At 71.4% G+C, this 26,141-nt stretch carries 31 protein-coding genes; 7 read left to right on the forward strand and 24 right to left on the reverse strand.

What is annotated here, in order from left to right:
* Positions 1-55: 55 nt before the first annotated feature.
* On the forward strand, positions 56-1,189 hold the full coding sequence (gene dapE, locus HNQ58_RS03635) for a succinyl-diaminopimelate desuccinylase (RefSeq protein WP_183947435.1): 1,134 nt from the start codon (positions 56-58) through the stop codon (positions 1,187-1,189).
* 28 nt (positions 1,190-1,217) lie between these two features.
* Here the strand turns inward: dapE and HNQ58_RS03640 are convergent, their stop codons facing one another.
* Complete coding sequence (locus HNQ58_RS03640) at positions 1,218-3,935, reverse strand: bifunctional acetate--CoA ligase family protein/GNAT family N-acetyltransferase (RefSeq protein ID WP_183947436.1); 2,718 nt, start codon at positions 3,933-3,935, stop codon at positions 1,218-1,220.
* Positions 3,936-4,053: 118 nt separating this feature from the next.
* Positions 4,054-4,617, reverse strand: a complete 564-nt coding sequence (locus HNQ58_RS03645) for a GNAT family N-acetyltransferase (protein ID WP_183947437.1) — start codon at positions 4,615-4,617, stop codon at positions 4,054-4,056.
* A gap of 136 nt (positions 4,618-4,753) precedes the next feature.
* Between HNQ58_RS03645 and HNQ58_RS03650 the strand changes: the two genes are divergently transcribed.
* On the forward strand, positions 4,754-5,107 hold the full coding sequence (locus HNQ58_RS03650) for an MmcQ/YjbR family DNA-binding protein (RefSeq protein WP_183947438.1): 354 nt from the start codon (positions 4,754-4,756) through the stop codon (positions 5,105-5,107).
* A gap of 61 nt (positions 5,108-5,168) precedes the next feature.
* Positions 5,169-6,449 (forward strand): chromate efflux transporter, encoded by a 1,281-nt coding sequence (chrA, locus tag HNQ58_RS03655; protein ID WP_183947439.1) that lies wholly within the window; start codon positions 5,169-5,171, stop codon positions 6,447-6,449.
* 30 nt (positions 6,450-6,479) lie between these two features.
* Here the strand turns inward: chrA and HNQ58_RS03660 are convergent, their stop codons facing one another.
* Both HNQ58_RS03660 and HNQ58_RS03665 read right to left on the reverse strand, forming a co-directional pair.
* Positions 6,480-6,971 (reverse strand): Slp family lipoprotein, encoded by a 492-nt coding sequence (locus HNQ58_RS03660; RefSeq protein WP_183947440.1) that lies wholly within the window; start codon positions 6,969-6,971, stop codon positions 6,480-6,482.
* Between the two features lie 173 nt (positions 6,972-7,144).
* On the reverse strand, positions 7,145-8,071 hold the full coding sequence (locus HNQ58_RS03665; protein ID WP_183947441.1) for a 23S rRNA (adenine(2030)-N(6))-methyltransferase RlmJ: 927 nt from the start codon (positions 8,069-8,071) through the stop codon (positions 7,145-7,147).
* Between the two features lie 97 nt (positions 8,072-8,168).
* On the opposite strand from HNQ58_RS03665, the gene HNQ58_RS03670 reads away from it, so the two are divergent.
* Together HNQ58_RS03670 and HNQ58_RS03675 are read left to right on the forward strand one after the other, a co-directional pair.
* The gene (locus HNQ58_RS03670; protein ID WP_183947442.1) at positions 8,169-8,570 is read left to right on the forward strand and encodes a ketosteroid isomerase-related protein; all 402 of its coding nucleotides are present in this window, start codon (positions 8,169-8,171) and stop codon (positions 8,568-8,570) included.
* On the forward strand, positions 8,567-9,172 hold the full coding sequence (locus HNQ58_RS03675; protein ID WP_183947443.1) for a GNAT family N-acetyltransferase: 606 nt from the start codon (positions 8,567-8,569) through the stop codon (positions 9,170-9,172). The genes HNQ58_RS03670 and HNQ58_RS03675 overlap by 4 nt, the downstream gene beginning before the upstream one ends.
* Before the next feature lie 42 nt (positions 9,173-9,214).
* On the opposite strand, the gene HNQ58_RS03680 is transcribed toward HNQ58_RS03675, so the two are convergent.
* The 16 genes from HNQ58_RS03680 to HNQ58_RS03750 form a co-directional block, all read right to left on the reverse strand.
* On the reverse strand, positions 9,215-10,072 hold the full coding sequence (locus HNQ58_RS03680; RefSeq protein WP_183947444.1) for a pirin family protein: 858 nt from the start codon (positions 10,070-10,072) through the stop codon (positions 9,215-9,217).
* Positions 10,073-10,220: 148 nt separating this feature from the next.
* Complete coding sequence (locus HNQ58_RS03685) at positions 10,221-10,526, reverse strand: hypothetical protein (RefSeq protein ID WP_183947445.1); 306 nt, start codon at positions 10,524-10,526, stop codon at positions 10,221-10,223.
* A 54-nt stretch (positions 10,527-10,580) separates the two neighbouring features.
* On the reverse strand, positions 10,581-11,075 hold the full coding sequence (locus tag HNQ58_RS03690; RefSeq protein WP_183947446.1) for a SixA phosphatase family protein: 495 nt from the start codon (positions 11,073-11,075) through the stop codon (positions 10,581-10,583).
* A gap of 85 nt (positions 11,076-11,160) precedes the next feature.
* Complete coding sequence (locus HNQ58_RS13525; protein ID WP_281379554.1) at positions 11,161-11,286, reverse strand: hypothetical protein; 126 nt, start codon at positions 11,284-11,286, stop codon at positions 11,161-11,163.
* A 37-nt stretch (positions 11,287-11,323) separates the two neighbouring features.
* Entirely contained in the window at positions 11,324-11,971 is a 648-nt protein-coding gene (locus tag HNQ58_RS03695) for a class I SAM-dependent methyltransferase (protein WP_183947447.1), read from the reverse strand.
* Positions 11,968-12,408 (reverse strand): GFA family protein, encoded by a 441-nt coding sequence (locus tag HNQ58_RS03700; protein WP_183947448.1) that lies wholly within the window; start codon positions 12,406-12,408, stop codon positions 11,968-11,970. Before HNQ58_RS03700 ends, HNQ58_RS03695 begins: the two co-directional genes overlap by 4 nt.
* A gap of 200 nt (positions 12,409-12,608) precedes the next feature.
* Entirely contained in the window at positions 12,609-13,814 is a 1,206-nt protein-coding gene (locus HNQ58_RS03705) for a diguanylate cyclase (RefSeq protein ID WP_183947592.1), read from the reverse strand.
* Positions 13,815-14,402: 588 nt separating this feature from the next.
* Positions 14,403-15,143 (reverse strand): SDR family NAD(P)-dependent oxidoreductase, encoded by a 741-nt coding sequence (locus HNQ58_RS03710; protein ID WP_183947449.1) that lies wholly within the window; start codon positions 15,141-15,143, stop codon positions 14,403-14,405.
* Positions 15,144-15,270: 127 nt separating this feature from the next.
* Positions 15,271-15,660, reverse strand: coding sequence for a VOC family protein (locus tag HNQ58_RS03715; RefSeq protein WP_183947450.1), 390 nt, complete (start codon positions 15,658-15,660; stop codon positions 15,271-15,273).
* 32 nt (positions 15,661-15,692) lie between these two features.
* Positions 15,693-16,115, reverse strand: a complete 423-nt coding sequence (locus HNQ58_RS03720) for a cupin domain-containing protein (RefSeq protein ID WP_221301133.1) — start codon at positions 16,113-16,115, stop codon at positions 15,693-15,695.
* Between the two features lie 39 nt (positions 16,116-16,154).
* Positions 16,155-16,541 (reverse strand): VOC family protein, encoded by a 387-nt coding sequence (locus HNQ58_RS03725; RefSeq protein ID WP_221301134.1) that lies wholly within the window; start codon positions 16,539-16,541, stop codon positions 16,155-16,157.
* A gap of 74 nt (positions 16,542-16,615) precedes the next feature.
* Positions 16,616-17,059 carry an HIT family protein gene (locus HNQ58_RS03730; protein ID WP_183947451.1) on the reverse strand — a complete coding sequence of 148 codons (444 nt, stop codon included), beginning with the start codon at positions 17,057-17,059 and terminating at the stop codon, positions 16,616-16,618.
* 71 nt (positions 17,060-17,130) lie between these two features.
* Positions 17,131-17,571: a hypothetical protein gene (locus HNQ58_RS03735; RefSeq protein ID WP_183947452.1), complete on the reverse strand. Its 441-nt coding sequence runs from the start codon at positions 17,569-17,571 to the stop codon at positions 17,131-17,133.
* An 89-nt stretch (positions 17,572-17,660) separates the two neighbouring features.
* A complete protein-coding gene (locus HNQ58_RS03740) occupies positions 17,661-18,044 on the reverse strand; it encodes a DUF6768 family protein (RefSeq protein ID WP_183947453.1) in 384 nt (127 codons plus the stop codon).
* Positions 18,031-18,597 carry a sigma-70 family RNA polymerase sigma factor gene (locus tag HNQ58_RS03745; RefSeq protein WP_183947454.1) on the reverse strand — a complete coding sequence of 189 codons (567 nt, stop codon included), beginning with the start codon at positions 18,595-18,597 and terminating at the stop codon, positions 18,031-18,033. Before HNQ58_RS03745 ends, HNQ58_RS03740 begins: the two co-directional genes overlap by 14 nt.
* A 123-nt stretch (positions 18,598-18,720) precedes the next feature.
* On the reverse strand, positions 18,721-19,215 hold the full coding sequence (locus HNQ58_RS03750; protein ID WP_183947455.1) for a YbaK/EbsC family protein: 495 nt from the start codon (positions 19,213-19,215) through the stop codon (positions 18,721-18,723).
* 357 nt (positions 19,216-19,572) lie between these two features.
* Here HNQ58_RS03750 and HNQ58_RS03755 point away from each other — a divergent pair, with 357 nt between their 5' ends.
* Entirely contained in the window at positions 19,573-21,561 is a 1,989-nt protein-coding gene (locus HNQ58_RS03755; protein ID WP_183947456.1) for an SDR family oxidoreductase, read from the forward strand.
* A gap of 45 nt (positions 21,562-21,606) precedes the next feature.
* On the opposite strand, the gene HNQ58_RS03760 is transcribed toward HNQ58_RS03755, so the two are convergent.
* From HNQ58_RS03760 to HNQ58_RS03770, 3 genes are all read right to left on the reverse strand, one after another.
* Positions 21,607-22,569, reverse strand: coding sequence for a restriction endonuclease (locus HNQ58_RS03760; RefSeq protein WP_183947457.1), 963 nt, complete (start codon positions 22,567-22,569; stop codon positions 21,607-21,609).
* A 267-nt stretch (positions 22,570-22,836) separates the two neighbouring features.
* The gene (locus HNQ58_RS03765; RefSeq protein WP_183947458.1) at positions 22,837-23,448 is read right to left on the reverse strand and encodes a phasin family protein; all 612 of its coding nucleotides are present in this window, start codon (positions 23,446-23,448) and stop codon (positions 22,837-22,839) included.
* Positions 23,449-23,587: 139 nt separating this feature from the next.
* The gene (locus tag HNQ58_RS03770) at positions 23,588-24,829 is read right to left on the reverse strand and encodes a patatin-like phospholipase family protein (RefSeq protein WP_183947459.1); all 1,242 of its coding nucleotides are present in this window, start codon (positions 24,827-24,829) and stop codon (positions 23,588-23,590) included.
* 146 nt (positions 24,830-24,975) lie between these two features.
* On the opposite strand from HNQ58_RS03770, the gene HNQ58_RS03775 reads away from it, so the two are divergent.
* The gene (locus tag HNQ58_RS03775) at positions 24,976-25,731 is read left to right on the forward strand and encodes a DUF8198 family protein (RefSeq protein WP_246416939.1); all 756 of its coding nucleotides are present in this window, start codon (positions 24,976-24,978) and stop codon (positions 25,729-25,731) included.
* Positions 25,732-25,823: 92 nt separating this feature from the next.
* Here the strand turns inward: HNQ58_RS03775 and HNQ58_RS03780 are convergent, their stop codons facing one another.
* Complete coding sequence (locus tag HNQ58_RS03780; RefSeq protein WP_183947460.1) at positions 25,824-26,099, reverse strand: polyhydroxyalkanoic acid system family protein; 276 nt, start codon at positions 26,097-26,099, stop codon at positions 25,824-25,826.
* Between the last annotated feature and the right edge of the window lie 42 nt (positions 26,100-26,141).

The following is a 26,141-nucleotide window of genomic DNA, read 5'->3' on the forward strand; positions in this document are numbered from 1 at the left end:
GCCAGGTCCGTCGTCGCGTGCCTGGTTGACATACTTCCCGCTCACCGTCATCCAGATGTCCACCCTCCTCGAACTCACCTGCGAACTGATCCGCCGGCCTTCGGTGACGCCGGACGACGCCGGCTGCCAGGTACTGATCGCGGAACGGCTGGTCAGGGCCGGCTTCCGCGTCGAGCACCTGCCGTACGGCGGGGTGGCCAATCTGTGGGCCGCGCACGGCCAGGGCGGGCCGGTGCTGTGCTTGCTCGGCCACACTGACGTGGTGCCGGCGGGGCCGCGCGAGGCATGGGCCTCGGACCCGTTCGTGCCGGAGGTGCGTGACGGCTTTCTCTACGGCCGCGGCGCGGCCGACATGAAGGGCAGCGTGGCGGCCTTCGTGCTGGCGCTGGAGGCGTTCGTCGCTGCCCATCCGGAGCATCCCGGCACGGTCGCGCTGCTGCTCACCTCCGACGAGGAGGGCGACGCCATCGACGGCGTGCGCAGGGTGGCCGAGCGCTTTCGCGCCGAAGGCCGGCGCATCGATTTCTGCCTGGTCGGCGAGCCGAGTTCGGCGGCGCGTCTGGGCGACGTGGTGCGCATCGGCCGCCGCGGTTCGCTCACGGGAACCATGACGGTGCATGGCATACAGGGCCACGTCGCCTATCCCGACAAGGCGCTCAACCCGATCCACGCCGCGCTGCCGGCGCTGGCCGCGCTGGCGGCGCGCCAGTGGGACAGTGAGCCGTATCCCGATTTCCCGCCGACTTCGTTCCAGATCGCCAACTTCACTGCCGGCACCGGCGCCAGCAACGTGATCCCCGGCACGGCCACGGTGCAGTTCAACCTGCGCTATTCGCCGCACTGGACGGCCGATGCGCTGGTGGCCGAGATCGAGGACGTGTTCGCGCGTCACGGCGTGCGGGCCGACATCGCCTGGCATCGCTCCGGCGAACCGTTCCACACCCGTGAAGGTCGCCTGCGCGAGGCGGTGCGTGGCGTGCTGATCGAGCGGCTGGCCGTGAGGCCGGACGAGAACACCGGCGGCGGCACCTCCGACGGCCGTTTCATCGCCCCGCTGGGCGCCGAAGTGGTCGAGCTGGGGCCGGTCAACGCCAGCATCCACAAGATCGACGAACGGGTGGCGCTGGCCGAGCTGGAGGCCCTGCCGGCACTGTACCGCGATATCGCCGAGCGCGTCCTGCTCGGCTGAGCCGCCTTTCGCGCCCGCGGCTTGCCCCTCAGCCTGCGACGGGCGGCCGCGTCGTTCCTGCAGCGATGGGCAGTTCGACGCGGACGATGCGTTCGTCGTCCGGTTCGGGGGCCAGGTCGAAGCCGAGTTCGCGGCACATGGCGAGCATGGTGGCGTTCTCGCGCAGCACCTGGCCGGTGATGCGGCGCAGGCCGGCGCGGGCGGCGTGCTCGATCAGGCGCTGCATCAGCGCCCAACCCAGGCCGCGGCCCTTGAGATCCGTGCGGACCAGGATGGCGTATTCGCCGGCTTCGCCATCGGGGTCGGCGTGGATGTGGGCCAGGCCCAGCACTTCGTCGTCGGCATCGACCGCGAGCAGCATGATCACGCGGGCGTAGTCCACCTGGGTCAGGCGGGCGATGAAGCCGTGGCTCTGGTGGCGCACGGCGGCGAAGTAGCGCTGGCGCAAGTCGTGCTCGTCCATCTGCGCGAAGAAGCGGCGCAGGCGGTCCTCGTCCTCGGGGCGCACCGGGCGCACTGCAACTTCCTCGCCGTCGCGCAGGACCAGGCGGCCTTCGAGCTCCTTGGGGTAGGGCTTGATGGCGAAGCGCGGGTTGGTGACGGCCCCGGTGGCGTCGCCGGGCGCGATCAGGGCGCGCACGTCGAGCGCGAGCACGCCGTTTTCGTCGGCCAGCAGCGGGTTGATGTCCAGCTCGCGCAGTTCGGGCACGTCGGCGCTGAGCTGGGCGAGCTTGACCAGGGTGAGCGCGACCGCGTCGCGGTCGGCGGCGGGCCGGTCGCGGAAGCCGTCGAGCAGGCGCGAGACGCGGGTGCGGCGGATCAGGCCATGGGCGAGGTTGAGGTGCAGCGGCGGCAGGGCCAGCGCGGTGTCGTCCATCACTTCCACGGCGATGCCGCCGGCGCCGAACAGTACCACCGGACCGAAGATCGGGTCGTCGGCGAGGCCGGCGATCAGTTCGCGGGCGCGCGGGCGGCTCACCATCGGTTGCAGCAGCAGGCCATCGACGCGGGCATCGGGTTTTTCCCGCGTGACGCGGGCGAGCATGGCCTCGGCGGCGGTGTGCACGGCTTCGATGCTGTCCAGCCCGAGCACGACGCCGCCGACATCGGATTTGTGGGGGATGTCGCGCGAGTGGATCTTCAGCGCCAGCGCGTCGTGCCTGCGCAGCATCGAGGCGGCGAGGCGGGCGGCTTCGTCGGCATCCTTGGCCAGCGCCACCGGCGGGGCGGGGATGTCGTAGGCGGCCAGCAGCTCGGCCACCGCCAGCGGGTCGAGCCAGCGGTCGCCGCGGGCGAGCGCGGCGCGCACCACGGCGCGGGCGCGCTCGGGTTCGGGAGTGAAGTCGGCCGGCAGCGAGGGTGGCGTTTCCAGCAGCTGCGCCTGCGCCTGCGTGTAGCGGACCAGGTGCATGAAACCGCGCACCGCGCCGGTGAGGGTGCGGTAGCAGGGCACGCCGGCGGCAGCGAAGCGTTGCCGCGCCTCGGCTTCGCGGCTGAGCCAGCAGGTCAGCACCGGCTTGGCCAGGGTGCCGGCGCGGTGGCGCGTGGCGAGTTCGGCGGCCAGCGTGTCGGCGATCTCCACCGGATCGACCAGCGCGGTGGGCACGTGCACGACCAGCACGCCATCGCACTCGGGAGCGTCGAGCAGGGCCTGGAGCGCGGCGAGGTAACGCGCGCCGTCGGCGTCGCCGACGATGTCGACGGGGTTGCCGCGCGACCAGGTCGGCGGCAGCGTGGCGTCGAGCCTGGCGAGGGTCGGCGGCGACAGTCCGGCCGCTTCGCCGCCGAGGTCGATCAGGCGGTCGATGGCGAGGATGCCGACGCCGCCGCCATTGGTCAGGATCGCCAGCCGCTGACCAACGGTCGGACGCAGTCGGGCCAGGGTGTTGGCGGCGGCGAAGAGTTCTTCCAGGTCGTACACGCGCAGCAGGCCGGCGCGGGCAAAGGCGGCGTCGAACACCGCATCGCGGCCGGCCAGCGCGCCGGTGTGCGAGGCGGCGGCGCGGGCGCCGGCCTCGTGGCGGCCGGCCTTGACCACGATCACCGGCTTGGCGCGCGCGGCGGCGCGGGCGGCGGACATGAAGCGGCGCGGGTCGCGCAGCGTCTCGATGTACAGCAGGATCGCGCGGGTGCCGGGATCGGTGGCGAAGTGGTCGAGCAGCTCGCCGATTTCGACATCGGCCATGTCGCCGAGCGAGACGATGCCGGAAAAGCCGATGTCGCGGGCGTTGGCCCATTCGACGGTGGCGGTGATGATCGCGCCGGACTGCGCCAGCAGGGCGAGGTCGCCGGGTCGGGCCGGGCTGGCGGCGAAGCTGGCGTTGAGCCCGGCGTGCGGCGACAGCACGCCCAGGCAGTTGGGGCCGACCAGGCGCAGGCCGTGGCGGCGCGCGGCGGCGACCGCAGCCTCGCGCGGCGAGCCCTCGCCCTGGCCGAGGCCGGCGGTGATGACCACGGCGGCGCGCACGCCGGCGGCGCCGGCCTCGTCGATCACCGTGGGCACGTGCTCGGGCGGTACGGTGACGACGATCAGCTCGGGGGCGTCGGGCAGGTCGGCCAGCGCGGCGGCGGTGGCGATGCCGTCGATGTCGGCGTACTTCGGGCTGACGATGTCGATGCGACCGGCGAAGCCGCCGGCGCGCAGGTTGCGTGCCACCACGCGGCCGAGGCTGCGCTCGCGCGGGCTGGCGCCGACCACGGCGACCGAGCGGGGGTGGAACAGGGCGTCGAGACCGGCTTGCGACATGGCGTTGTCCTTGGGCGGGGCGGCGAAAGGCGAGTGTAGCGGCGTGGCGGTGACGGGCGTTCGAGGGGGGCGAGCGGCACGCGCGGCCTCATGCCGCGACCGAGATGTGGGATCGGTTTCAGCCACGACTGCGCTCGGCCAGAGCCAACCGCACCCGCGTCACCCCCGGCGATGCCGGCAGCGGCTCGCGGCGGAAACCCAGCGCGCGCGCCAGGGTGAGCATCGCGGTGTTGTCCTCCAGCACGTCGCCGTACAGGGATTCCAGCCGCTTGAGCCGCGCCCAGCGGATCAGCCGCTTCATCAGCAGCCGGCCGAGGCCTCGACCGGCGAGCGGGCGGCCGACCAGCACGGCGAACTCGGCATGGCGGCCGTCATCGTCGATGGCCGCGCGCGCGACCGCGACCACCAGCGCCTCGCCCGGCGGCAACGGCTCGGCGACCACCAGCGCGAACTCGCGCTGCGGATCGAGCGTGGTCAGCCGACGCGCGTGCTCGGGAGTCAGTTCGGTCAGCACATGCAGGAAGCGCTGGCGGATCTCCTCCCGGCTGAGCAGCGAGAACGCCGCGCGCAGCGGCTCGGCATCGGCGGGGTCGATCGGCCGCAAGACCAGTTCGCGACCGTCGTCGAGCACCAGGCGCTCGTGCCAGGGCTGCGACAGATGCTGGCGGCTGACGATGCTCATCGGTCCATCATGCTGACACAGCCTGACTGGAGCGATGGCTCCAGCCGCGGTGCATGCCATCGTGGCGGCCACCGGCCGCAGTATTCTCCGGTTCTCCGTGCGACGACCGCGGGGCTGGAAACGTGAGGGGGCGATGATGGACGAGCAGGCACTGCGTGCGCTGACCGCCGGCTGGCCGGGGGTGAGCACCGATCTGAAGTGGGACGACGACCTGTGCTTTCTGGTCGGCGGCAAGATGTTCTGCGTCCTGTGCCTGACCGGCCGCGAGCGCGGCAAGCTCAGTTTCAAGGTCGAGGACGCGCGCTTCCTCGAACTCACCGACCGCCCCGGCTTCCGGCCGGCGCCGTACCTGGCGCGGGCGCACTGGGTGACGCTCGACGATCCGTCCGTGCTGCCGCGCGCGGAGCTGGAGGCCTTCGTCCGTCGCGCCTACGAACTGGTGCGGGCGAAGCTGACGAAAAAGCAGCAGCGCGAGCTGGGCGCGGGATGATGCGGGCGAACGCGCGCGCTGCGGCGGTACGCCTTCATTGCACGCTGAGAACTGCACGCGCATGAATCCGGTATCGCCCACCTTCGCCCAGGCCCTGCGCTTCTGGTGGAAGCTCGGCTGGATCAGCTTCGGCGGTCCGGCCGGGCAGATCGCGCTCATGCATTCGGAGCTGGTCGAGCGCCGGCGCTGGGTGGACGAAGGCGCGTTCCTGCATGGTCTGAACTACTGCATGCTGCTGCCCGGCCCGGAGGCGATGCAGTTGGCGACCTATCTGGGCTGGCGCCTGCACGGGCTGCGCGGTGGTATCGCCGCCGGTGCGCTGTTCGTGTTGCCCGGCGCGCTGCTGATCGCGCTGTTGAGCTGGCTGTACGTGCGCTACGGCACGCTGCCGGCGGTGGCGGGCGTGCTGCTCGGCTTGCAGGCGGCGGTGCTGGGGATCATCGCCCACGCGGTGGCGCGGATCGGCCGACGGGTGCTGAAGACGCCGTTCGCCTTCGCCGTCGCGCTGGCCGCGCTGTTCGCCGTCGCCGTGCTCTCGCTGCCGTTCCCGGCCATCGTCGTCGGCGCCGGCCTGCTCGGCTTGGCGGCCGGCCGCTGGCGCCGCGACTGGCTGCCGCAGGATACGGCACACGCTGGGCTGCCGCCGGTACCTGCGACGCAGGACGCCAGGCGCGGCTGGGCGCTGCGGGTGGCGCTGGCCTGCCTGCTGCTGTGGTGGCTGCCGCTGCTGGCGCTGGGCGGCTGGCTGGGCGCGGGCAGCACGGCGTTCGCGCAGGCGCTGTTCTTCAGCAAGGCGGCGCTGATCACCTTCGGTGGCGCCTACGCGGTGCTGCCCTACGTGGCGCAGCAGGCGGTGCAGACGCAGCAGTGGCTCACCGCCGAGCAGATGCTGGTGGGACTCGGATTGGCCGAAACCACGCCGGGGCCGCTGATCCTGGTGCTGGAATTCGTCGGCTTCGTCGGCGGCTGGCAGCAGCCCGACTTCGCCTCGCCGCTGGCCGCCGCGCTGCTCGGCGCGGCGGTGACGCTGTGGGCGACCTTCCTGCCGTGCTTCCTGTTCGTGTTGCCGGCGGCGCCGTGGATCGAACGCCTGCGCGACTGGCCGCTGGCGAGCGCGGCGCTGGGCGGCATCACCGCCGCGGTGGTCGGGGTGATCGCCAATCTGGCGCTGTGGTTCGGCTGGCACCTGTTCGCCGCCAACGGCATCGGGCGGCAGGCGCTGATCGCCACGCTCGCGCTCGCCACGCTGGGGGCGCTGGTTCGTGGCCGCTCGGTGCTGTGGCTGGTGCCGGCCTGCGCCGCGATCGGCGCGCTCGCCGGCGTGTGGCTGCCCGGCGGCTGAGCCGGCTCGCGGCGAGACGAGGTCGGGCGCTCAACGGCGGATGCCGACACCGATGCCGAAGTGCACGCGCGGCGGACGGCGGCCGTCGCCGGTCCAGCGCTGCAGCCCGCGCACGGAGACTTCCGGCCAAGTGTAGGCGTGATCGCCGATGCGGCCTTCGCGGGCGCCGGTGATGCGGCCGGTCACGGTGACGGCGGTGCCGGACGGGAAGTCGGCGGCCTCGACATAGCCCGGCAGCAGGGCGATGAAGCGGCCCTGCTGGCCGTGCCCGGTCTGCGGGCGCTGGCCGCGGTCGAGCGGGTAGGCCAGCACCTCGATCTCGCTGTGACGGGCCTGGTTGTGGACGGCGACGACGGTACCGCCCCACAGCACCTCGCCACCGCGATGGCGCGCGGGTTCGGCGGACACCACCTGCGGCGGCGGCGCCAGTTCGACCGGCAGTTGGCGGAACACCGGCTGCGGTGCGCAGCCGACGGCGAAGGCGGTGAGGATCAGCATGGACAGGACAAGTCGCGGACGCATGGCAGACCTCCGGCGTGGCGTGGCTCGCGGCGGCGGCTTCCCGGGGCCGGACAGGGCCGACGCAGTGCCTGGCCGGCTCACGGTAGCCGATCTCGATGGCGTCTGCGATCGCCAGCGTATCGTGCCGATGAAGGCGGAACTCCGCTGCATCACCCCGGGGCCGCCGTCGCGCGTCAGTCGGCGCGTCGGAGCCACTCCAGCCGCGAGGATGCACCGGCTTCGCCGAGCGCGGACACCAGCGCCGGCAGGGCGGGCGCAAGTGCGGCGTCGAACTGCCAGGGGGGATTGAGCAGCAGCATGCCGCTGCCGTTCATGCGCAGCGGCGAGTCGTCGGGGCGTATCAACAGTTCCAGCGCCAGCGCCGACTTGGCGGGCAAGGCCGCGGCCTTGCGGAAGAACGGCCGCAGTGTGCGCCGCTGCTTGATCGGGTACCACAGCGCATAGATGCCCTGCGGCCAGCGGCGCAGGCCTTCGGCGAGGGCGGCGAGGATGGCGTCGTATTCGGCCTCCTGGGCTTCGTAGGGCGGGTCGATCAGCGCCAGCCCGCGCTTTTCCTTCGGTGGCAGCAGGGCGGCGAGCGCGCCGTAACCGTCGCGACGGTGCACGCCGACACGGCCATCGCCGGCGAACAGCGCCTTGAGCGCGGCGGCCTCCTCCGCCTGCAGCTCGCAGCAGGCGAGCCGGTCGTGCGCGCGCAGCGCCTGCGCGAGCAGCAGCGGTGAGCCGGGATAGACCGTGCAGCCGCCCTCGGGATTGCAGGCACGCACGGCGTCGAGGTAGCGCAGCACCGGCTCGGGCAGTGCGCCCGGGCCGCGCGGCAATGGCGCCGGCCCGGCGTTGCCGGCGGCTTGCGCACGCAGGCTGTCCGTCGAGGGACGCTGGTCGCGGGCGAGCGCGAGCAGGCGCTTGACGCCACCTTCGGCCTCGCCGGTCCGGCCGGCCTGCTCGCCGGCCAGGTCGTAGCGGCCGCGGCCGGCGTGGGTGTCGAGCACGAAGATCGGGGTGTCCTTGCGTTGCAGCGCATCGATCAGGGCGAGCAGGGCGACGTGCTTGAGCACGTCGGCGTGGTTGCCGGCGTGGAAGGCGTGGCGGTAGTTCATGAGGGGCGTGGCCGGAGGTTCGACGCGGTGCGTGCGCCACGACGATAATCGTGGCCGCCTTTCCGCGCCACCCCGCCATCGCCGCCCAGGAGGATGCATGACCACCGCCGACCTCATCCGCAGTTACTACGACGCATTCAACCGCGGCGATCGCGAGGCCATGCTCGGCCTGCTCGCGGATGACGTGGTCCACGACCTCAACCAGGGTGGACGCGAGACCGGCGTCGCCGCCTTCCGCGCCTTCATGGCGCGGATGGATCGCTGTTACCGCGAACAGCTGCGCGATGTCGTGGTGATGGTGTCCGAAGACGGCCGCCACGCCGCCGCCGAGTACGTGGTGCATGGCACCTACCTGGCCGACGACGACGGCCTGCCGGAGGCCAGAGGCCAGACGTATGTGCTCCCGGGCGGGGCCTTTTTCGAAGTTCGCGATGGCCGCATCGCGCGGGTCACCAACTACTACAACCTGCAGGACTGGATCGACCAGGTGAGCCGATGAGCCAGCCGTCCGTTCGCATCGCCACCTTCCGCGGCACGGAGATCGGCGAACACCTCGACGCCGTGGCGCGGCTGCGCATCGCGGTGTTCCGCGACTATCCCTACCTGTATGACGGCGACCCGGCCTACGAGGCCAGGTACCTGGCCACCTACACCCGTTCGCCGGACAGCCTGTTCGTGCTCGCCTTCGACGATGGGCGCGTGGTCGGTGCGTCCACCGGCATCCCGCTGGCCGACGAGGACGAGGCGTTCCAGCGTCCGTTCGTCGCGCGCGGCATCCCGGTCGAGCAGGTCTTCTATTGCGGCGAGTCGGTGCTGCTGAGAGCGTACCGTGGCCTCGGCCTCGGCCATCGCTTCTTCGACGAACGCGAAGCGCACGCGCGCCGGCTCGGGCGCTTCGGCTGGACCGCCTTCGCCGCGGTCGATCGCGCGCCGGACGATCCGCGCCGGCCGCCCGGCCACCGCGACAACGACGCCTTCTGGGCCAAACGCGGCTACGCGCGCCAGCCCGGCATGACCATGCGGCTGGCGTGGAAGGAGATCGGCGAGCCGGCCGAGAGCGAAAAGCCACTGACCTTCTGGCTGCGGCCGCTGGTCTCGTAGTCGCGGTGCCGGCCCGGCTCCGGGGTCGCGGCCGGAGCGCCGCTACCCGGGCAGCGGGATGAACTCGGTCTCGCCCGGGACCCGGTCGAAACGGCCCTCGCGCCAGTCCGCCTTGGCCCGCTCGATGCGCTCGCGCGAGCTGGAGACGAAGTTCCACCATACGAAGCGCGGGCCGTCCAGCGGCTCGCCGCCGCACAGCATCACCCGCGAGGGAGTGCGCGCGCGCAGGGTCGGTTCGCTGCCTTCGTCGAGCACGGTCAGGCATGTGTCGGGCAGCGGAAAGCCGTCCAGCTCCAGCTCGCCTTCGACCGGATACAGCGCGCGCTCGGCGTGCTCGGCGGGGATCGTAAGCGCGGCGCCGGCATCCAGGTCGATCGCGACGTACAAGGTGCCGCCGTAGACCCGCACCGGCGAGCGCTCGCCGAAGCCGTGGCCGGCCACCACGGTCATGCGTGCCCCATCGCGCTCGATGCGTGGCAGCGTGGCGGCGCCGTGGTGATGGAAGGCCGGCGCGTCGTCCTCGTGCGCCTGCGGCAGGCCGACCCAGGTCTGCAGGCCGTGGATGCGATGTCCCTCGGCGCGTTGCCGGTCCGGCGTGCGCTCGGAGTGGACGATGCCGCGGCCGGCGGTCATCCAGTTGACGTCGCCGGGCGCGATCTCCTGCACGCAGCCCAGGCTGTCGCGGTGCATCAGCGCGCCGTCCCACAGGAAGGTGACGGTGGCCAGGCCGATGTGCGGATGCGGACGCACGTCGATGCCTTCGCCGGGGCCGAAGACATGCGGGCCGATGTGGTCGAAGAACACGAACGGCCCGACGCTGCGCCGCTGCATGGCCGGCAGCGCGCGGCGCACGACCAGGCCACCGATGTCGTGGGTGCGGGGCCGGATGATCACGGGCATGGCGGTCTCCTGAGTGCGCGGGCGCCGCAAGCATGGCACCTCCGGCACGGTGAGGCGATGCCATCGGTGCGACGTGGTGTTCCATGGCGTGACGGTGACAGAGCCCGCGCTCGCGCCGGCCGCGGGCAGGCAGGCGCCCCTTCCCGACTCATCCAGGCACCAGGGCACGGGTGAGGAACAGCAGCGCGATCGCGGCCAGCATCAGGTAGCCGGGCCAGCGCCAGGGTCGGGCCAGCGCGACGTTGCCGAGCGCGAATGCGGTCGCGCCGAGGAAGAGCAGGGCGCCTGGCACGCGCCAGGCCGGCACCGGCAGCGGCGAGTGCGGGCCGGACATCCAGTACGCGCCGAACAGCGCGAGCGCCGCGCCGGCCAGGCCGAGCAGCAGACGGATCAGCCGCCACGCGTCCATCGCGTGCCGCGCGGCGGGAGTGGGTTTGTCGTGGCGGCTGGGCATGACGGCACCTCCCCCGCGAAGTGTGTGCCGGGCCGACGGGCGACGCAATCGTGCTCAGTAGCGCGCTTCGAGCACGCGCGGTTCGCCGTTCTCCGGCAGTGCGATCAGGTACAGGCGGTCGTATTCCGCGTCCCCGATCGGCGCCACCTCGCGCCGGCCGAGCAGCGCGACCAGGCCTGGCACGGTATTGCTGTGGCCGACGACCAGCACGGCCTCGCCGCGATGCCGCTGACCGATCGCAGCGGCCAGCGCGGCCCCGTCCGGCGCGTAGCCCTCGACGGCGATGCCGGCTGCCCGCGCAGCGGGCAGGGCGGTGTCGCGTGTGCGGCGGTAGTCGGTGGCGTAGACCGCGCCCAGCCGCAGGCCGGCGAGATGGCGCGCCAGCCGCTCGGCGCGCGCGACACCGGCTTCGGTCAGTGGCGGGTCATCGCCTTCGGCTGCCTTTTCGGCGTGACGCACCACGACCACCAGCGTGTCGACGGCCCGGGCCGGCGACACGGCCAGCAGGATGGCGATCAGAAGGGCGATGGGAAGCGGCCGGCGAAGCATGGGCGATCCAGGGGTTGGCGATGGAACGGATTGGGGAGGCATGAGCGCGGACCGCGCCGGCAGCGCCGGCCCGGATGCGGCAGTGTCATTCGGCCACGGCCGCCTCGACCAGTGCCACCTCGTGGCGCGCGCAGTCGATCCGCGCGAAGCCGATGATGTCCTGGCCGAGCAGTCGCCCGAAACCGGCCCGGCGGAAGGCGTCATGGACCACGATGCGGTCGATGTAGAGAAGTGGCGCAGGTCATGGGTCACTCGTGGTCGTGGCGTCGCATCAGCACCACGTCCTTGGCCGGGATTTCGCAGTGCCAGCCGTGGCGCGCGGCGAGACGATGGAAGGTCGTCTCGCGATAGAAGGCGACGTGGGTGGGGTCGCGGCGGTAGTGCCAGCCGGCGAAGCGGGCGTCGTCGGTCTGGAAGCAGGTGAGGATGCCGAGCCAGCCGCCGGGGCGCAGCAATGTGCGCAGGCGGGCGAACTCCGCGGCGGGGTGGTGGAAGTGCTCGACGGCCTCGGTGCAGACGACGAAGTCGTAGTCGCGCTGCAACACGGCGGCATCGGGGTGGAAGAAGGGGTCGTACAGCGCCATGTCGTGGCCGGCTTCGCGCAGCATGGCCGCCAGCGCCGGGCCGGGGCCGCAGCCGTAGTCGAGGCCCGCACTGGCCGGCGCCAGCCGCGGCAGCAGGAGGTCGAGCAGGCGGGCGAGGTGGCGGCGGTAGCCGGCATCGCCGGTCGCATTCTGGTGCCGCGCGTATTCGGCGCGCTCGGCGTCGGCGGATGGAAGCTGCGCTTGGTCGAGCAGGGTCGCCTCGCACAGCGGGCAGCGCCAGTAGTCGCGGCCGCCCACGGACTGGAAGGGGAGCGGGTCGCCTTCTCCGCAGACACGGCAGACGACGCTCATGACCGGCCGTCCCGGGCGCTGTGCCAGTGGACGTCGGCGATCCACAGCTGCCGCCAGCGTGCCTGCTTTTCGTCGGCGGACAGCCGCTGCGGCGAGGCGGTGACGGCGGCCGGCAGCGAGGCTGCATCGTCGAGGCAGCGCGCGTTGACCGCGGCGAAGCGGCCATCGGCCTCCTCCCGTTCGACCGCGACCAGTACGCCGCAATGCCGGCACAGCAGGAAGCGTGCGAGGTTGGCACCCTGGCGGTAATCGCCGAGCGCGGCCTGGTCCTGCACGGTGATGTCCAGCCGCCCGTGCGGGTCGGAAACCCAGGCCGCGCCGTGGCGGGTGCAGAAGCCGCAGTCGCAGGCGCGCGGCTGCAATTGCGAGGGTGTCGATGCCGTGCGCAGGTCGATCCGCAGGTTGCCGCAGTGGCACTGGCCGTGGAGCGTGTTCATCGCGGCGCTCGCGTGGGGCGGGCGTGCAGCATAGCGGGAGAGCGGGCTCCGGCGTGAGGGTGCACGGGAAAGCGAACGCGCCCTGCCGGCATGCGGCGGACCGGTCGCGGCTTCAGGCGTTCCGCGCCGATTTCCCCGGACAGCGGCGAGGGTTCGAAGCTTTTCCCGGTTCCCGGTTCCCGGTTCCCGGTTTCCGGCTCTCAGCCCTCGCCCGTCACCACCCGGTTGCGCCCGCCGGCCTTGGCGAGGTAGAGCAGGCGGTCAGCGTCGGACAGCATCGCGTGCAGGCTCTCGCGCGGCGCCGGACAGACGCCGATGCTCACGGTCAGCGAGACCGTGGCGTCGCCGCAGGGGATGCGCAGGTCGGCGATGGCCCGTCGCAGCCGTTCGAAGCGGCGCATGGCGATGTCCACCGGCATGTCCGGCGCCAGCATGCAGAACTCCTCGCCGCCGAAGCGCGCCACCAGGTCCTGCGAGGTGGCCGCCAGCGCAAGGGTTGCCGCGACTGCGCGCAGCACGGCGTCGCCGGTATCGTGGCCCCAGGTGTCGTTGATGTGCTTGAAGTGGTCGATGTCGAGCATTGCCACCGCCAGCGGTCGCCCGGCGGCCACCGCCTGGTCGAAGCGGCGACGGGCCTGCTCGAAGAAATGGCGACGGTTGGGCAGGCCGGTGAGGAAGTCCTTGGTGGCAAGATCCTGCAGCGTGCCGATCAGGTCGAGGTTGTCGGCGTTCTGCGAGATGCGGCAGAAGAATTCCTCGCGCGAGTACGGCTTGTGCAGGAAGTCGTTGGCGCCGTTCTTGAGGAACTGCGCCACCAGCGTGGCACGCTCGGAGGCGGAGACGCCGATGATCGCCAGCTTGTCGCGCGCATGGTGTTCGCGCACCCGGCGGGTGAATTCGATGCCGTCCATGCCGGGCATCTGGTAGTCGACCACCACCAGCCGGATTCCGCGATCGCTGGCGAGCAGGTCCAGCGCGGTGGCGCCGTCGCCGGCCTCGACCACGCGGAAACCGTACATCGCAAGCAGCGCCGCGGTGTAACTGCGGGCGGTCAGCGAGTCGTCCACCACCAGCGCGGCGAGGCGGCGGTTGCGGTCGAGCCGCTGCACCAGCCAGACCAGATAGTCGATGTTTCCCGGCGCGCTCTTGAGCACGCAGTCGACCACCGAGCGGCCGAGAATGCGCTGGCGGATCGTCTCGTCGTAGACGCCGGACACCACCACGGTGGGCAGCCCGCGCGAGACGAAGGTGTCGATGATGGTCTGCTGGTCGGCGTCGGCCAGCACCAGCCCGGTGAGCACGAGGAAATAACGGTTCTCGTCCATCAGCGCACGGCGAGCGTCGGCCAGGCTGGTGACGGCCGTGACCGGCAGTCCGAGCCGCTCGCGGATCGCCTCGGCCACCATTGCGGCGTAGGAAGGCGAGTTCTCCACCACCAGGACGGCGTCCAGTGCGTTTGACAGGGCGCTGGCGGTGGGGACGGTCGTGGACAAGGGCAGAGATCGATCCTGGTACGGGGCGGACGGCCCGGTCGGTCAAGCCCTGGGACGACGAGGGCCGGCATGGCGTGGGCCGGTGGTCCAGTGCCGGGCCGGTCTCGGCGACCGCGATGTGGCCCGGGCGGGGATGGTGCCGGGCGAAGCAGGCGAGCGCCGAGGCCGGGACGGCACCGGTACCGGGTTTATCGGCCGCCGGGCCGGAAGCTTGAGGGAACCTCTGGTCGATTCAGAGGTTCCGCCGGCCAGGGATGGCCGGCTCGCGAATCAAGCACGCCAGTGCCCGATTCGTCGAAGCCGCGCCCGGACATGCGCCGGAGGCGGCGTGGGCTGGCAAGTCCAGGATGGACTTGTTCAGACCTTGCTTGGCGGGCCGACGGAAAACAGCCCGCTGCGGGCACCTTCCTGCTGGGGAGAAGGAGTCGAAGCCGCCGACGCTCCCGACCGATGCGCCGCACGGTCGCGGCGCGGGTGTGGCCGGCAGCCGCGTTCCGCGCCTCAGGCCGGGTCGGTGCGACCGGCCGCGAAGTCGTCAATCGGCAGCGTGACGCCGGCGTGCCGGGCGCCGGCATCGATCCCGGCCAGCAGCTTGTCGGCGATGGCTTCCGGCGTGGCCAGCGCACCCTCCGCGTGCAGGGCCTGGAAGCGCGCCAGGTCGGGGAACTGCTCGGGCGTCGCTGCACGGATCGCCGCCTGCATGCCGGTATCGATCACGCCGGGGCTGATGTTGACCACATCGGCCGGGTGCGCCGCGACCTGCTGCTCCAGCGCCAGGCAGCGGCCGAAGTGCTCCAGCCCGGCCTTGGCCGCGCAGTACAGGCTCCAGCCGTGGATGGGGCGGGTGGCCGCGCCGCTGGAGATGTTGAGCACGCGCTTGTCGGCGGGCACCTCGGCCAGGATGTCGAGGAAGACGCGGCTGAGCGCGATCGGCGCGGCCAGGTTGACCATCAGGTTGCGCTCGATGTCCGCCGTGTCGTAGCGGGTGCCGATCGGCGCCAGCACGCCGGCGTTGTTCACCAGCACGTAGCGGCGCACCTGCGGGCCGACCTCCGCCCGCAGCAGCGGCGCGAGCTTGTCCGCCAGGCCGGCCGGTTGCGCCAGGTCGTGGACGATGTGCGTGCCCAGCGGCGAGGGCGAGCGCGAGATGCCGATCAGCCGGTCGCCGCGCGCCAGCACGGCGTGCGCCAGCGCGGCGCCGAGTCCGCGCGACACGCCGGAGATCACGAATACGCTGTGCATGTCCTTCCCGAAGAACGCGGCGAGCGGCCGCGTCGCCATTGTAGGGAGAGGTGGCGCGGCTGGTGCCGTTCGTGACCGCCCCCCGGCCTGCTGCCGATTCCGAATCGCGGGAACACCGTGCGTCCGGCTACCGGTCGGTGGCGGCGAAGTTCAGTTCCACGCCGTTGCCGGCCGGGTCCTTGAGGAACAGCTGTACCTGCCCGGTCAGCGGCACTTCGTCCACTTCGTAGGCGATGCCGAGCTCGGCCAGGCGGCGCCGGTACACGTCCAGGCCGCGGCAGCGGAAGGCGGCGTGGTCGAAGGTGGTGGGCGTGTCGCCGGCGCGCGGCTCGTCGTCCGGCGCGATGGTCAGGTGCAGCACGTCGTGTTCGCCGGCGTACAGCCAATAGCCGCGGCTGCGGAAGGGCGGACGCGGCCCGACCCGCAGGCCGACCACCTCGCAGTAGAACGTGCGCAGCCGTTCGATCATGGCCTGTGGCGCGCGCAGGTTGTTGTGAGCGAAGCCGAGTACCGTCATCCGTGCGGGCAGCGTGTGCGGGAACGGAAAGTCTAGCCGCCGGCCGTGCCCGGCGGATGCTCGGCGAACCACTGTGCGATCGCCGGCATGTGCTCCTCGAAGGTGCCCGGCGCGGTGAAGTTGAGCACGCCGGCACGGATCTCGCCGCGGTTCTCGAAGTCGTGCGTGGTGCCGCCCGGCACCAGCACGAACGAACCGGCCGGCGCATCGACCCAGCGGTCGCCGACCAGGAAGCTCATCGTGCCGGCGAGCACGTAGAACACGTCGTCCTCGGGATGCGCATGCGCGCCGGGGCCCTGCGTGCGCGGCTCCAGCCACCATTCCGAGATCGAATAGCCGTGCGCGGTTTCCGCGCCGTCGGCCTTGAACACCGCGGCGATGCGGCCCATCGGATAGTGGCGGCCCTCGCCTGGGGCGAGGACGTAGGCCTGGCGTTGCGATGTCTGTCCGGGCACGGCGTCACCTCGGAGGCTGTGGGGCAGTGCGGTCGCGGCTCATTCCACGCGTGTGGCAATCCACCAGGTCGTGCCGCGGGCGTCGCGGAAGCCGCCGCGCTTGTCCTCGTCCTGCTTCTTCTCTGGCGCCTGCAATGGCGTGGCGCCGGCATCCAGCGCACGCCGATAGGTGGCATCGACGTCGCGCACGTACACATGCACGTGCGCCGGCACCGCCGGCCACTCGGGCACACAGTCGGCGATCATCAGCACGCTGTCGTCGATGCGGACTTCCGAATGCAGCAGACGGCCCTCGGCGTCGGGAAACCGGCGCAGTTCGACCGCGTCGAAAACCTGCTTGAGGAAGTCGATGCTTGCCGCCGCCCCGTCGACGATGAGGTAGGGCGAGACGGCGCTGTAGCCGGCGGGCTTTTGCGGGATGCTCATGGCGGCACCTGGGCATGGCGGGCAAGGAATGCGGGCGCAGGCGGCGCGATCCGCATGGCCCGTGACCCAGCCTATCAGCGTGGCGATGCCATGTCGCCCGCCAGTTGCTCACGCAAGGCGGCGGCGTAGCGGTCGAGCGTGGCGCGCGGCGGGCGCGCCGGCGCGGACGGATACACGCGCAGCAACCCGTCGCCGAGCCGGCGTGGATGCACGTGGAAGTGCAGATGCGGCACTTCCTGGCGCGCCGCCTGGCCGATCGAGTGCCAGATGCTGATGCCTTCGTGCGGGAAGACTGCCGCCACTGCGCGCGTCACGCGGGAAAGTGTCTTCATCAGGGCCGCGCCGGTGGCATCGTCGAGTTCGCGCAGGTCGCGGCAATGGCGGCGCGGAATCGCCAGCACATGCCCGGGATGGGCCTGGCGCAGATCGAGGAAGGCCAGCGTCAGCGCGTCCTCGTGCACCAGGCTGGCCGGCGCCTGGCCTGCGGCGATGGCGCAGAAGATGCAGCCGTCGTTCATCGCAGCGGCGGCGGTCCGGCCAGGTCGAGGCCTTGCACCGGACAGCAGATGTCCTGGAACGGGCGCAGCGATCAGTCTCCTGCGGTCGGGGCCGGGGCCGGCGGCAGGACGAGGAATTCCAGGCTGGCGCCGACCTCGCGCGCCGCGTCCTGCAGTTCGACGCTCGCCGGGATCGGGCTGACGACGACGATCTGGGTCTGGATGCGCATGCTCCTGCGGCTGCGCGCGAACACCTCCATCAGCACGCCGTGCAGCAGCTCTGCGTCTTCCGAGGCGACCACCCAGCGGGCGCGCTGCTTCTTGGCTGCGCCGAGGAAGGACGAGAGCTGGCGTACCGAGGCGGCACGATCGTCCGGTGTCACCAGGAACAGCTCGAACGAGGTCGTGCCCGGCGGAAAGGCGGCGATCGCCACCCGGGTGATGCGCTCGAAGGTGGCTTGCGAGGCTTCGGCCCGTGCGCCAGTGCAGGCGAGCATCAACAGCGGAAACAGCAGCAGCGCGTAACGGTTCATCTCTCCGGTCCCTTTCCGGTGCCGGCCGCGGCGGCGGCCATGGGCAAGACGTTACCGGATCGGAGAGCGTGTGGAAAACTCATGAGCTTTCAGTCTTCCTTGCCCGTCAACGCGCTGCGCACCAGCGCCAACTGCAGCTCGACGCGCTTGAGCTCGCGCAGGGTGCGATTGGCTTCCAGGTGGCTGCCGAGGAAGCTCTTTATCATCGCGCTGTACTGGAACAGCACCACGGCGAGCACGCCCCATCGCACCGCGGCCAGCGCTTCGGCCGCCGTCCACGTCTGCCAGAGCGCGAACGCGAAGCCGATGAAGGCCGCGATGCCGGTCAGGTAAGCCAGCCACACCACCCATCCCAGCGAGCCGCGGAACAGGCCGAAGGCCTGCGCGAAATAGCCTGGCTCTGCGTGTCGGGCCAGCAGCTCGCGGTCTTCGGAGGACAACGCCTGTTCGATCAGTTCGTCAATCTTGCCCATCGTTCGCTCCTTCCAGTTGCGCACGGATCTTGCGCCGTGCGTGCATCAGCCGGGTCTTGACCGTTCCCGGCGGAACGTCGAGCGCGATGGCGATCTCCGCCACGCTCAGGTTGTCCAGGTGGAACAGCGCCAGCGCCGCGCGCTGCGAGGCCGGCAGCGACTGCATCGCGGCCAGTACCTGGCCCAGCTCGGCGGCGAACTCGCCCGATGCATGCTCCGGCGTCGAGCTCGGCGTGGCCACGGCCAGCGCATCGATCCCCTCTCGCTCGCGCTCGGCATGGCGGTAGGCGCGCTGGCAGCGGCGCGTCACGATGCGGAACGCCCATGCCGGAAATGCCGCCACATCGTCCAGCCGGCGCAGCCCGCGCAGGATCTCCATCCATGCTTCCTGCACCCGGTCCCGTGCCTGTTCGCCATCGCCGGTGAGCCGCCAGGCATGCCGCAGCAGCCGCGGATGCCAGCGTGCGACCAGGCGCTCCCACGCCGCGCGGTCGCCCGCGCGGGCTGCGGCGGCAAGGTACTCGTCGTAGATCCGCCCGCTGTCCCGCCGCACGCGCCGTCCCCTGTGATGTGGTTTCGGGAATAAAGGTGTCGCCAGGCGGGCGGGCGGTTCAATCGGTGCTGGCTGCCCGGCGGCGCCGCGTCGGCAGGCGGGGCGGGGGCGGTGCTGCCTTGCTCAGCCGTCGGTCTTCGCGGTCACCGTCGCCACCTCGCCGCCGGTGATCCGCACCAGCTCGCGCGGGTCGAGCGGGAACACCGCGTTCGGTGTGCCGGCGGCGGCCCACACCCGCTCGAAAGCCAGCAGGTCCGCGTCGATCAGCGTCCGCAACGGGGCCGGATGGCCGAGCGGCGGCACACCGCCGATGGCGAAGCCGGTCGCCGCGCGGACGAAGTCGGCATCCGCCTTGCCGATGGCGCTGCCGAGTCGTGCGGCGATCAGCCCTTCATCCACCCGGTTCGGCCCGCTGGCGATCACCAGCACCGCGCTGCCGTCGCTCGCGCAGCGGAACACCAGCGACTTGGCGATCTGCGCCACCGTGCAGCCGAGCGCGTTGGCCGCATCGACGGCGGTGCGCGTGGACTGCGGCAGTTCGGTCACCTGCGCCGCGAGGCCGGCGGCTTCCAGTGCGGCCTGCACCTTGCGGGCGGACTTGGGAAGGGTGTCGTTCATCGTCGTGCTCCCGTCGTCCCTGGTTCGGCGCCGAATCCGGCCCGTGCGACGGCCCGCGATGCGCACGCCCGGATGGTCCCCGCGCGGCGGCCGGTGAGGCCGGCGCCATGCTGCATGCTGCCACGCCGGCAGGCCGACGAGCGCCCCGGGCAGGTATTCCGGGGCGCGATGCTCGTCCGAGGGTGAACATGCCGGAGCCGTCCGGGCTCATCTGCCGTTCGGGTCACCCCGCCCGCTCCGGGCTAATGCGTCGTCGGAAGGGCATTCGCTAGGCAGCATCGGGGGCTGTGGCTATGCTTGCCGGGCAGCCGTACCGTTACGCATGGATCGATCCAGCCTCGAGGGGAGCCCAGCGTCATGACCTACTTCGTCACCGGTGCCACCGGTTTCATCGGCCGTCATCTCGTCAGCAATCTGCTGAAGCGCAGCGGCACCGTGCATGTGCTGGTCCGCAAGGGGGCGCAGAAGAAGTTCGACGCGGTCGCAGAAAGGATGGGCTGGGACCGCAAACGCATCCGCGTCGTGGCCGGTGACCTGGCCAAGCCGCGGCTCGGGCTGACGGCAGCGCAGGTCAAGGCGCTGCGGGGCAAGGTCCGGCACTTCTTCCATCTGGCGGCTGTCTACGACCTCACCGCCGATGCCGAGGCGCAGCGGGTCGCCAACATCGACGGCACCCGGCACGCTCTGGAGCTGGCCGGGGCCATCCATGCCGGCTGCTTCCACCACACCAGCTCGATCGCCGCCGCCGGTCTGTACCCGGGGGTGTTCCGCGAGGACATGTTCGAGGAGGCCGAGGAGCTGGATGATCCGTACCTGCGTACCAAGCACGAATCGGAAGGCCTGGTCCGCAAGGAATGCCCGGTGCCGTTCCGCATCTACCGGCCGGGGATCGTGGTCGGCCATTCGCGCACCGGCGAGATCGACAAGATCGACGGGCCGTATTACTTCTTCACCCTGATCAAGAAGATGCGTGAGCTGCTGCCGCAGTGGGTGCCGACGCTGGGCATCGAGGGCGGGCGCATCAACGTGGTGCCGGTGGACTACGTCGCCGATGCGATGGATCACATCGCCCACAAAAAGGGACTGGACGGCGGCTGCTTCCACCTGGTCGACCCCGAGCCGATGCGGGTGGGCGAGCTGCTCAACGTGTTCTGTCGCGCCGCCCACGCACCGGAGATGACCATGCGGCTGGACGCGCGCATGTTCGCCTTCGTGCCGGCCGCGGCGCGCGCGGCGATCGGCAGCCTGCCACCGGTGCGGCGCTTCGTCGGCATGATGCTGCGCGACCTGAAGATTCCGCGCGAGGCGCTGAAGTTCATCACCTATCCCACCCGCTTCGACAACCGCGAGACCGAACGCGCGTTGAAGGGTTCGAAGATCGTCCTGCCGAAGCTGGAGGATTATGCTTGGCGGCTGTGGGACTACTGGGAGCGCCACCTCGATCCCGACCTGTTCGTCGACCGCTCGCTGCGCGGTCGCGTCGAGGGCAAAGTGGTGCTGGTCACCGGCGGCTCGTCGGGCATCGGCAAGGCGACGGCCGAGAAGATCGCGGCGGCCGGCGCGAAGACGATCATCGTGGCGCGCGGCGAGGAGGAGCTGCTCCGGACCCGCGACGAGATCGTCGCCGCCGGTGGCCAGTGCTGGGCCTACACGGCGGACCTGTCCGACATGGCCGACTGCGACCGGCTGGTGGCGACCGTGCTCGCCGAGCACGGGACGGTCGACATTCTGGTCAACAACGCCGGCCGCTCGATCCGGCGGTCGATCGAGCTGAGCTTCGACCGTTTCCACGACTTCGAGCGCACGATGCAGCTCAATTACTTCGGCTCGCTGCGGCTGATCATGGGTTTCCTGCCGAAGATGATCGAGCAGCGTCGTGGCCAGATCGTCAACATCAGCTCGATCGGCGTGCTGGCCAGCTCGCCGCGCTTCTCCGCCTATGTCGCGTCGAAGGCGGCGCTGGATGCCTTCAGCCGCTGCGCGCAGGGTGAGCTGTCGAGCAAGAACATCCATTTCACCACCATCAACATGCCGCTGGTGCGCACGCCGATGATCGCGCCGACCAAGGTCTACGAGAGCGTGCCGACGTTGTCGCCGGAAGAGGCGGCCGATCTGGTGGTCAAGGCCATCATCGAGCGCCCGAGCCGGATCGCGACGCGGCTCGGCACCTTCGCGGCGGTGCTCAACGCGGTGGCGCCGAAGGCCTACGAGGTGATCATGAACACCGCCTTCGAGCTGTTCCCCGACTCGGCGGCGGCCAAGGGCATCAAGGGCGCCCGCGAGGGCGAGCGGCCGACCAACGAGCAGATCGCCTTCGCCGCGCTGATGCGCGGCGTGCACTGGTGACGGTGGAGGCCGTCCCCCAGCCGGTCATCAGCCCGCAACCCGCACCTACCGGCATTGCCGCCACCGCACCGGCGCGTCGTCGCCGGGCGGCGGTTCGATCTGCAGGCGGGTGAAGCGCAGTTCCTCGTACTGGACGAGGATGCGACAGGACTCTTCCACCGGGTCCGCCGCCCTGCCATCGCGCGTATCGCGCAGGGCGATGACCAGGGTCGACCGGGTCGACCAGCTTGCGCTGTCGATGTTGGGAAGCTTGCCGACCAGTTGGGCGGCGGCGACGCGGCGTTCGGCAAACTCGGCCTCGCTCAGCTTCGGCAGCGGCGGCAACTCGGCGGCGGAACTGCCCGGCCGGACAGGCGGCGCCTGCTGCAGCGGGCGATCGGATACGATGCTGGCGGCCGCCAGCGGTGGCTTGCTCTCGGGCTCCATCAGCGTGAAGACCGTCAGCGCCAGCGCGACGCTGCCCAGGGCGCCGAGCGCGAGGCGGCGGTTGCTGCCGCTTTCGGCTTGCTTGTGAACGCCGCGGCGCAGTTCCTGCGGGAGCAGCGGCGCGACGCGTTGCCACAGTGTCTCGCCGTCGATCAGTTCGATCCGGTGCGCGGTGGCGACTTCGCGGGCGAAGCCTTCGACCTGGCCGAGCGTCACCAGCACGCCACCCATGGCGCCCTGCATGCGGATCGCGGTGGCGAACTCGCGCACGGCCTGCTCGCCGAGCCGGTAGGCGCGGCCCTGCTTGCAGGCCAGCAGGTAGCGCTGGCCGTCGCGTCCCAGCACGAAGTCGAAGCCGCTGTCGCCAGGCTGGCGCTCCACGTCCTGCTCGACGTAGCCCTGCCGGCGCAACGCCTCCAGTACCAAATGCGCGAATTCGCGCCACTTCATCGCGGCGAGCACATCGACGCCGGCATGGGATTCGGCCTGCCTGCGGCCGCGGACGCCGAACAGCAGGTAGATGACGACACCCGAGGCCAGACCGACGAAGACGGCCGCGAGCGCGGGGGACAGCGAAAGCACGTGGTTCCTCCGTGACGGGCATGACGGCAGCCGCGGGCTGCTCTGCGGCGCCGGACACTGTCTACAACGTAACGCTGCGCAGGTTCAGGCCGCGACGGCGTCTACGCGGATCCGTCCGGCCGTCTCGTGGTCGTGTCGCCGGACTTCCGCCCGGTCCGGTGTGCCATTGCGGGCGTGGCGAAGGAAATGGCCCGCCAGCCGGAAGCCGCAGGGGGAGGGAGCCGACGGACTTCCAGGGTGGCTGGCGGGCGCAAACCGGGTGAAGGGTCAGCGGGACTCGCCGGGAGCGACCGGCGTGGGGGCCTTGGGCAGGGCGGCCTTGCGTCGGGCGGGCTTCTTCGCGGCGGCCCGCTTGCGGGCGGCGGGCTTGTCGGCCGGCGCCTTCGCCTTCTTCGCGGCGGACCCGGCCGGGCGCGACCGGCTGGCGCCGTCGCTGCCGGAGAGCTTGCGCAATTCGGCGTTGAGCTGGTCGACGCGCTCGATCAGGGCCTTGATCTCGTCGCGGCTGGGCACGCCCAGGCGGGTCAGGGCGCGCTGCACGCGCTGCTCGAAGACCTTTTCCAGACGGTCCCAGGTGTCGGCGGCACGCTCGCGGGCCTGGCCGACGCGCTCTTCGACCGCATCGCGCACCGCATCGACCTTGCCGGCGGTGAGGTGGCGGGTGGTCTTTTCGAGATTCATGCCTTCCTTGACCAAAGCCTCGAACAGTCGGGTGCCTTCTTCCTGGGCGCGGGAGAAGGCGCCGACGCCGGCCAGCCAGATCTGCTGGGCGGAGTCGACGATCGAGCGCGACACCTGCTCGGCCTTGGCTTGCAGGCCCGCTTCCTTGTTGCCGGTGGCGGCGCGCTTGGCGCGGGCGGAGGACTTCAGCTTGGCCATGGAAACCTCACGATCATGGGGCGGACGCGGTCCGGGACGGCTGCAGTTTCCACGCCCGGACTAGAGCAATCACACCATGCGGGGGAAGGGTGCGGGGCGGTGTGCGGCGCGCGCCGGCGCAGTCGTTCTCGCCGGTGTGTCAGCGGCGGCGGGCGCGGCGCCGGCTGAGCAGTGCATCGACGTCGTCGAGCGCACGACGCAAGCGGGCGGTGGTTTCCGTCGAGCGCGGGGCGTCGCCCAGACCGTCGAGCAGGGAGCGCTCGGGGTTGGCCAGCACCTCCTCGCGCAGGCGCAGGCGGTGGCGGGCCAGCAGGGGCGCGAGTTCGTCGCGGCGCTTGGCGAGGTCACGCAGGGTGGTGCGGTAGGCGTGCTCGCAGACGCGGCGGCGCGAGGAGAAGCTGAACACGTTGGTGAAGAACATCTCCTCGTCGGCCGGGTTTGGCTCGAACACGATCTGGTCGACGTCGGGGTATTTCTCGGCGTATTTCGCCAGGCCGACCTCGACGCGCGACTGCAGCAGGGTGCGGAAGGTCTGCGACAGCACCATCGGCAGGCCGCCTTCGGAGAGCTTGTCCTGTTCCTCGTGCGGCCGGGTGCCGCCGACGCTGGCGTCGAACGGCACCAGCGGATTGATGCCGAGCAGCAGGTCGATGCCGTGGTCGAGCGCCACCGAGGCGTGCATGGTCCGGCGCAGGGCGCCATCGACGAAATGGCGGCCGCGGATCTCCACCGGCGGGTAGAGGCCGGGCAGGGCGGAGCTGGCCTGGATCGCCTGCGAGATCGGCACGTCGTCCCAGCCCGCGTCGCCGAAACGGACGGCGCTGCCGGTATCCAGGTCCACCGCGATCACGAACAGCGGCCGCGCCAGCTCGCGGAAATCGTTGCTGCGGCCGCGACTGGTGAAGATCCGGCGGAGGAATTCCTCCACCCCCGAGTTGTCGAACAGTCCGGTCGGCAGGATGCCGCCGAAATGGTTGATCGCGGCCGACAGCCGCGCCTCGCCGGGGCGGCGCAGGGCGGCGCCGGCCCATTCCAGCAGCAGGCGCGGCACGCCGGCCGCGCGGCGCAGGTATTCGAACACCGCCGGGCGCAGGAAACTGGCCGGGTTGAACACCACCTCGTCGTCGGCGTCGCCGGTGATGAAGATCCGGCACATTTCCGCGGTGCTCATCCGGTTGGCCAGCCCGGCGGCCAGGAAGGCGCCGGAACTGACGCCGACGTAGACCTCCAGCCGGGTCAGGTCCAGGCCCTCGATGGCTTCGTCGAGGGCGCGCAGCGCGCCGAGTTCGTACATGCCCCCGATCGGGCCGCCGCCGGCGATGGCCAGGCCGATCCTGGCGCCGCTGTCACGGCGCTTGCGGGCGGGTTGGAGTACGAGCATGGGCGGAGATACCTGGGGAGCGTGCCCGGATTGTGTGGGTGGCGACGGCGGCGGACAAGGGCGCAGCGCACATCCCGCGCCGGCTTGGCAGCGCCGGCGGTTCGTTGGACCATGCGCGACCGTGCGGCGGAGGATGCCGCGCGCCGATGCCGATCGAGATGCCGACAGACAGGAGCCGCACCTTGGCGGAAACAGCTGTAGAACGCGCACGCTGGCGGGTCGGGCGGCGTCTGGCCTGGCACCAGGCGCTGCACGATCCGCAGCGCGAGCCGCGCAACCGCTCGCCCTGGCTGCCGCCACTGCGGCGTTGGCAGGCGGCACGGCTGGCGACTGGTTTTGCCGATCTGCTGGCTGCACCACGCACCCGGCCGGCGGCCGAGTTCTTTCTCAGCGACCTCTACGGCGACCACGACTTCAGCGGCCGCGACCGCGACGTGGCGCGGGTGGTGCCGCTGATGCTGCGGCTGTTGCCGCCGGCCCTGCTCGAGGCCTTGGCCGACGCGATCGCGCTGGGTGCGCTCAGCCATGCCTTCGACCTGCGCATGGCCGAAGCGCTGGAAGCCGAGGGCGGTGGCACGCTCGAGATCGATCAGGTCCGTTACGCCCGCGCCTATCGACAGGTCGGGTGCCCGCGCCTGCGCCGGCACCAGATCGCGCTGATCGTGCGGGTCGGGCGGACGCTCGACCGCGCCGTGCACAAGCAGGGCGTGGAGCGGCTGCTGAAGCTGTCGCGTCTGCCGGCGCGGGCGGCCGGGCTGGGCGAGCTGCAGGGCTTCCTGGAGCGCGGCTTCGCCGCCTTCCGCCGGCTCGATGGCGCCGAAGACTTTCTGCAGGTCATCGCCGGGCGCGAGTACGAAGTCAGTCGCCGCCTGTTCGCCGGCCACCCGCGGCCGTTCGGATGAGCGTCAGGGCGGGCCGCCATCGCGTCCGGCGCCTGCGGCGCGAATGGACGACTCGCTCCGATGCCCCTTTCCGGGTCCCGGGTCCCGGCCGGTCAGGCGAACTCCTCGTCGAGGTAGCGATGGATCTCGGCTTCGATCGGTCCCTTGAGCATGCCGAGGAACAGCCCGAGCCGGGCGTAGACGTGGATCTCGTCCTTCTCCAGCGCGATGTGGCCGTCGACGCCGGCACGGGAGAAGTCGAGCACCGAGCCGTTCCAGCCGTACTCGACGTCGAACTTCTCGGCGATGTGCTTGGCGATGCGCTCGACCGCGGCGCGCGCTTCCTTCTGGCTGCGTGAGTGGCGGCGGCGGATATCGATGCTGGACATGACGGCTCTCCTCCGGAGCGGCATTCTGCGGCGTAAGCGGGA

It is taken from the genome of Rehaibacterium terrae (genome assembly GCF_014202935.1).
Taxonomy (GTDB): domain Bacteria; phylum Pseudomonadota; class Gammaproteobacteria; order Xanthomonadales; family Xanthomonadaceae; genus Rehaibacterium; species Rehaibacterium terrae.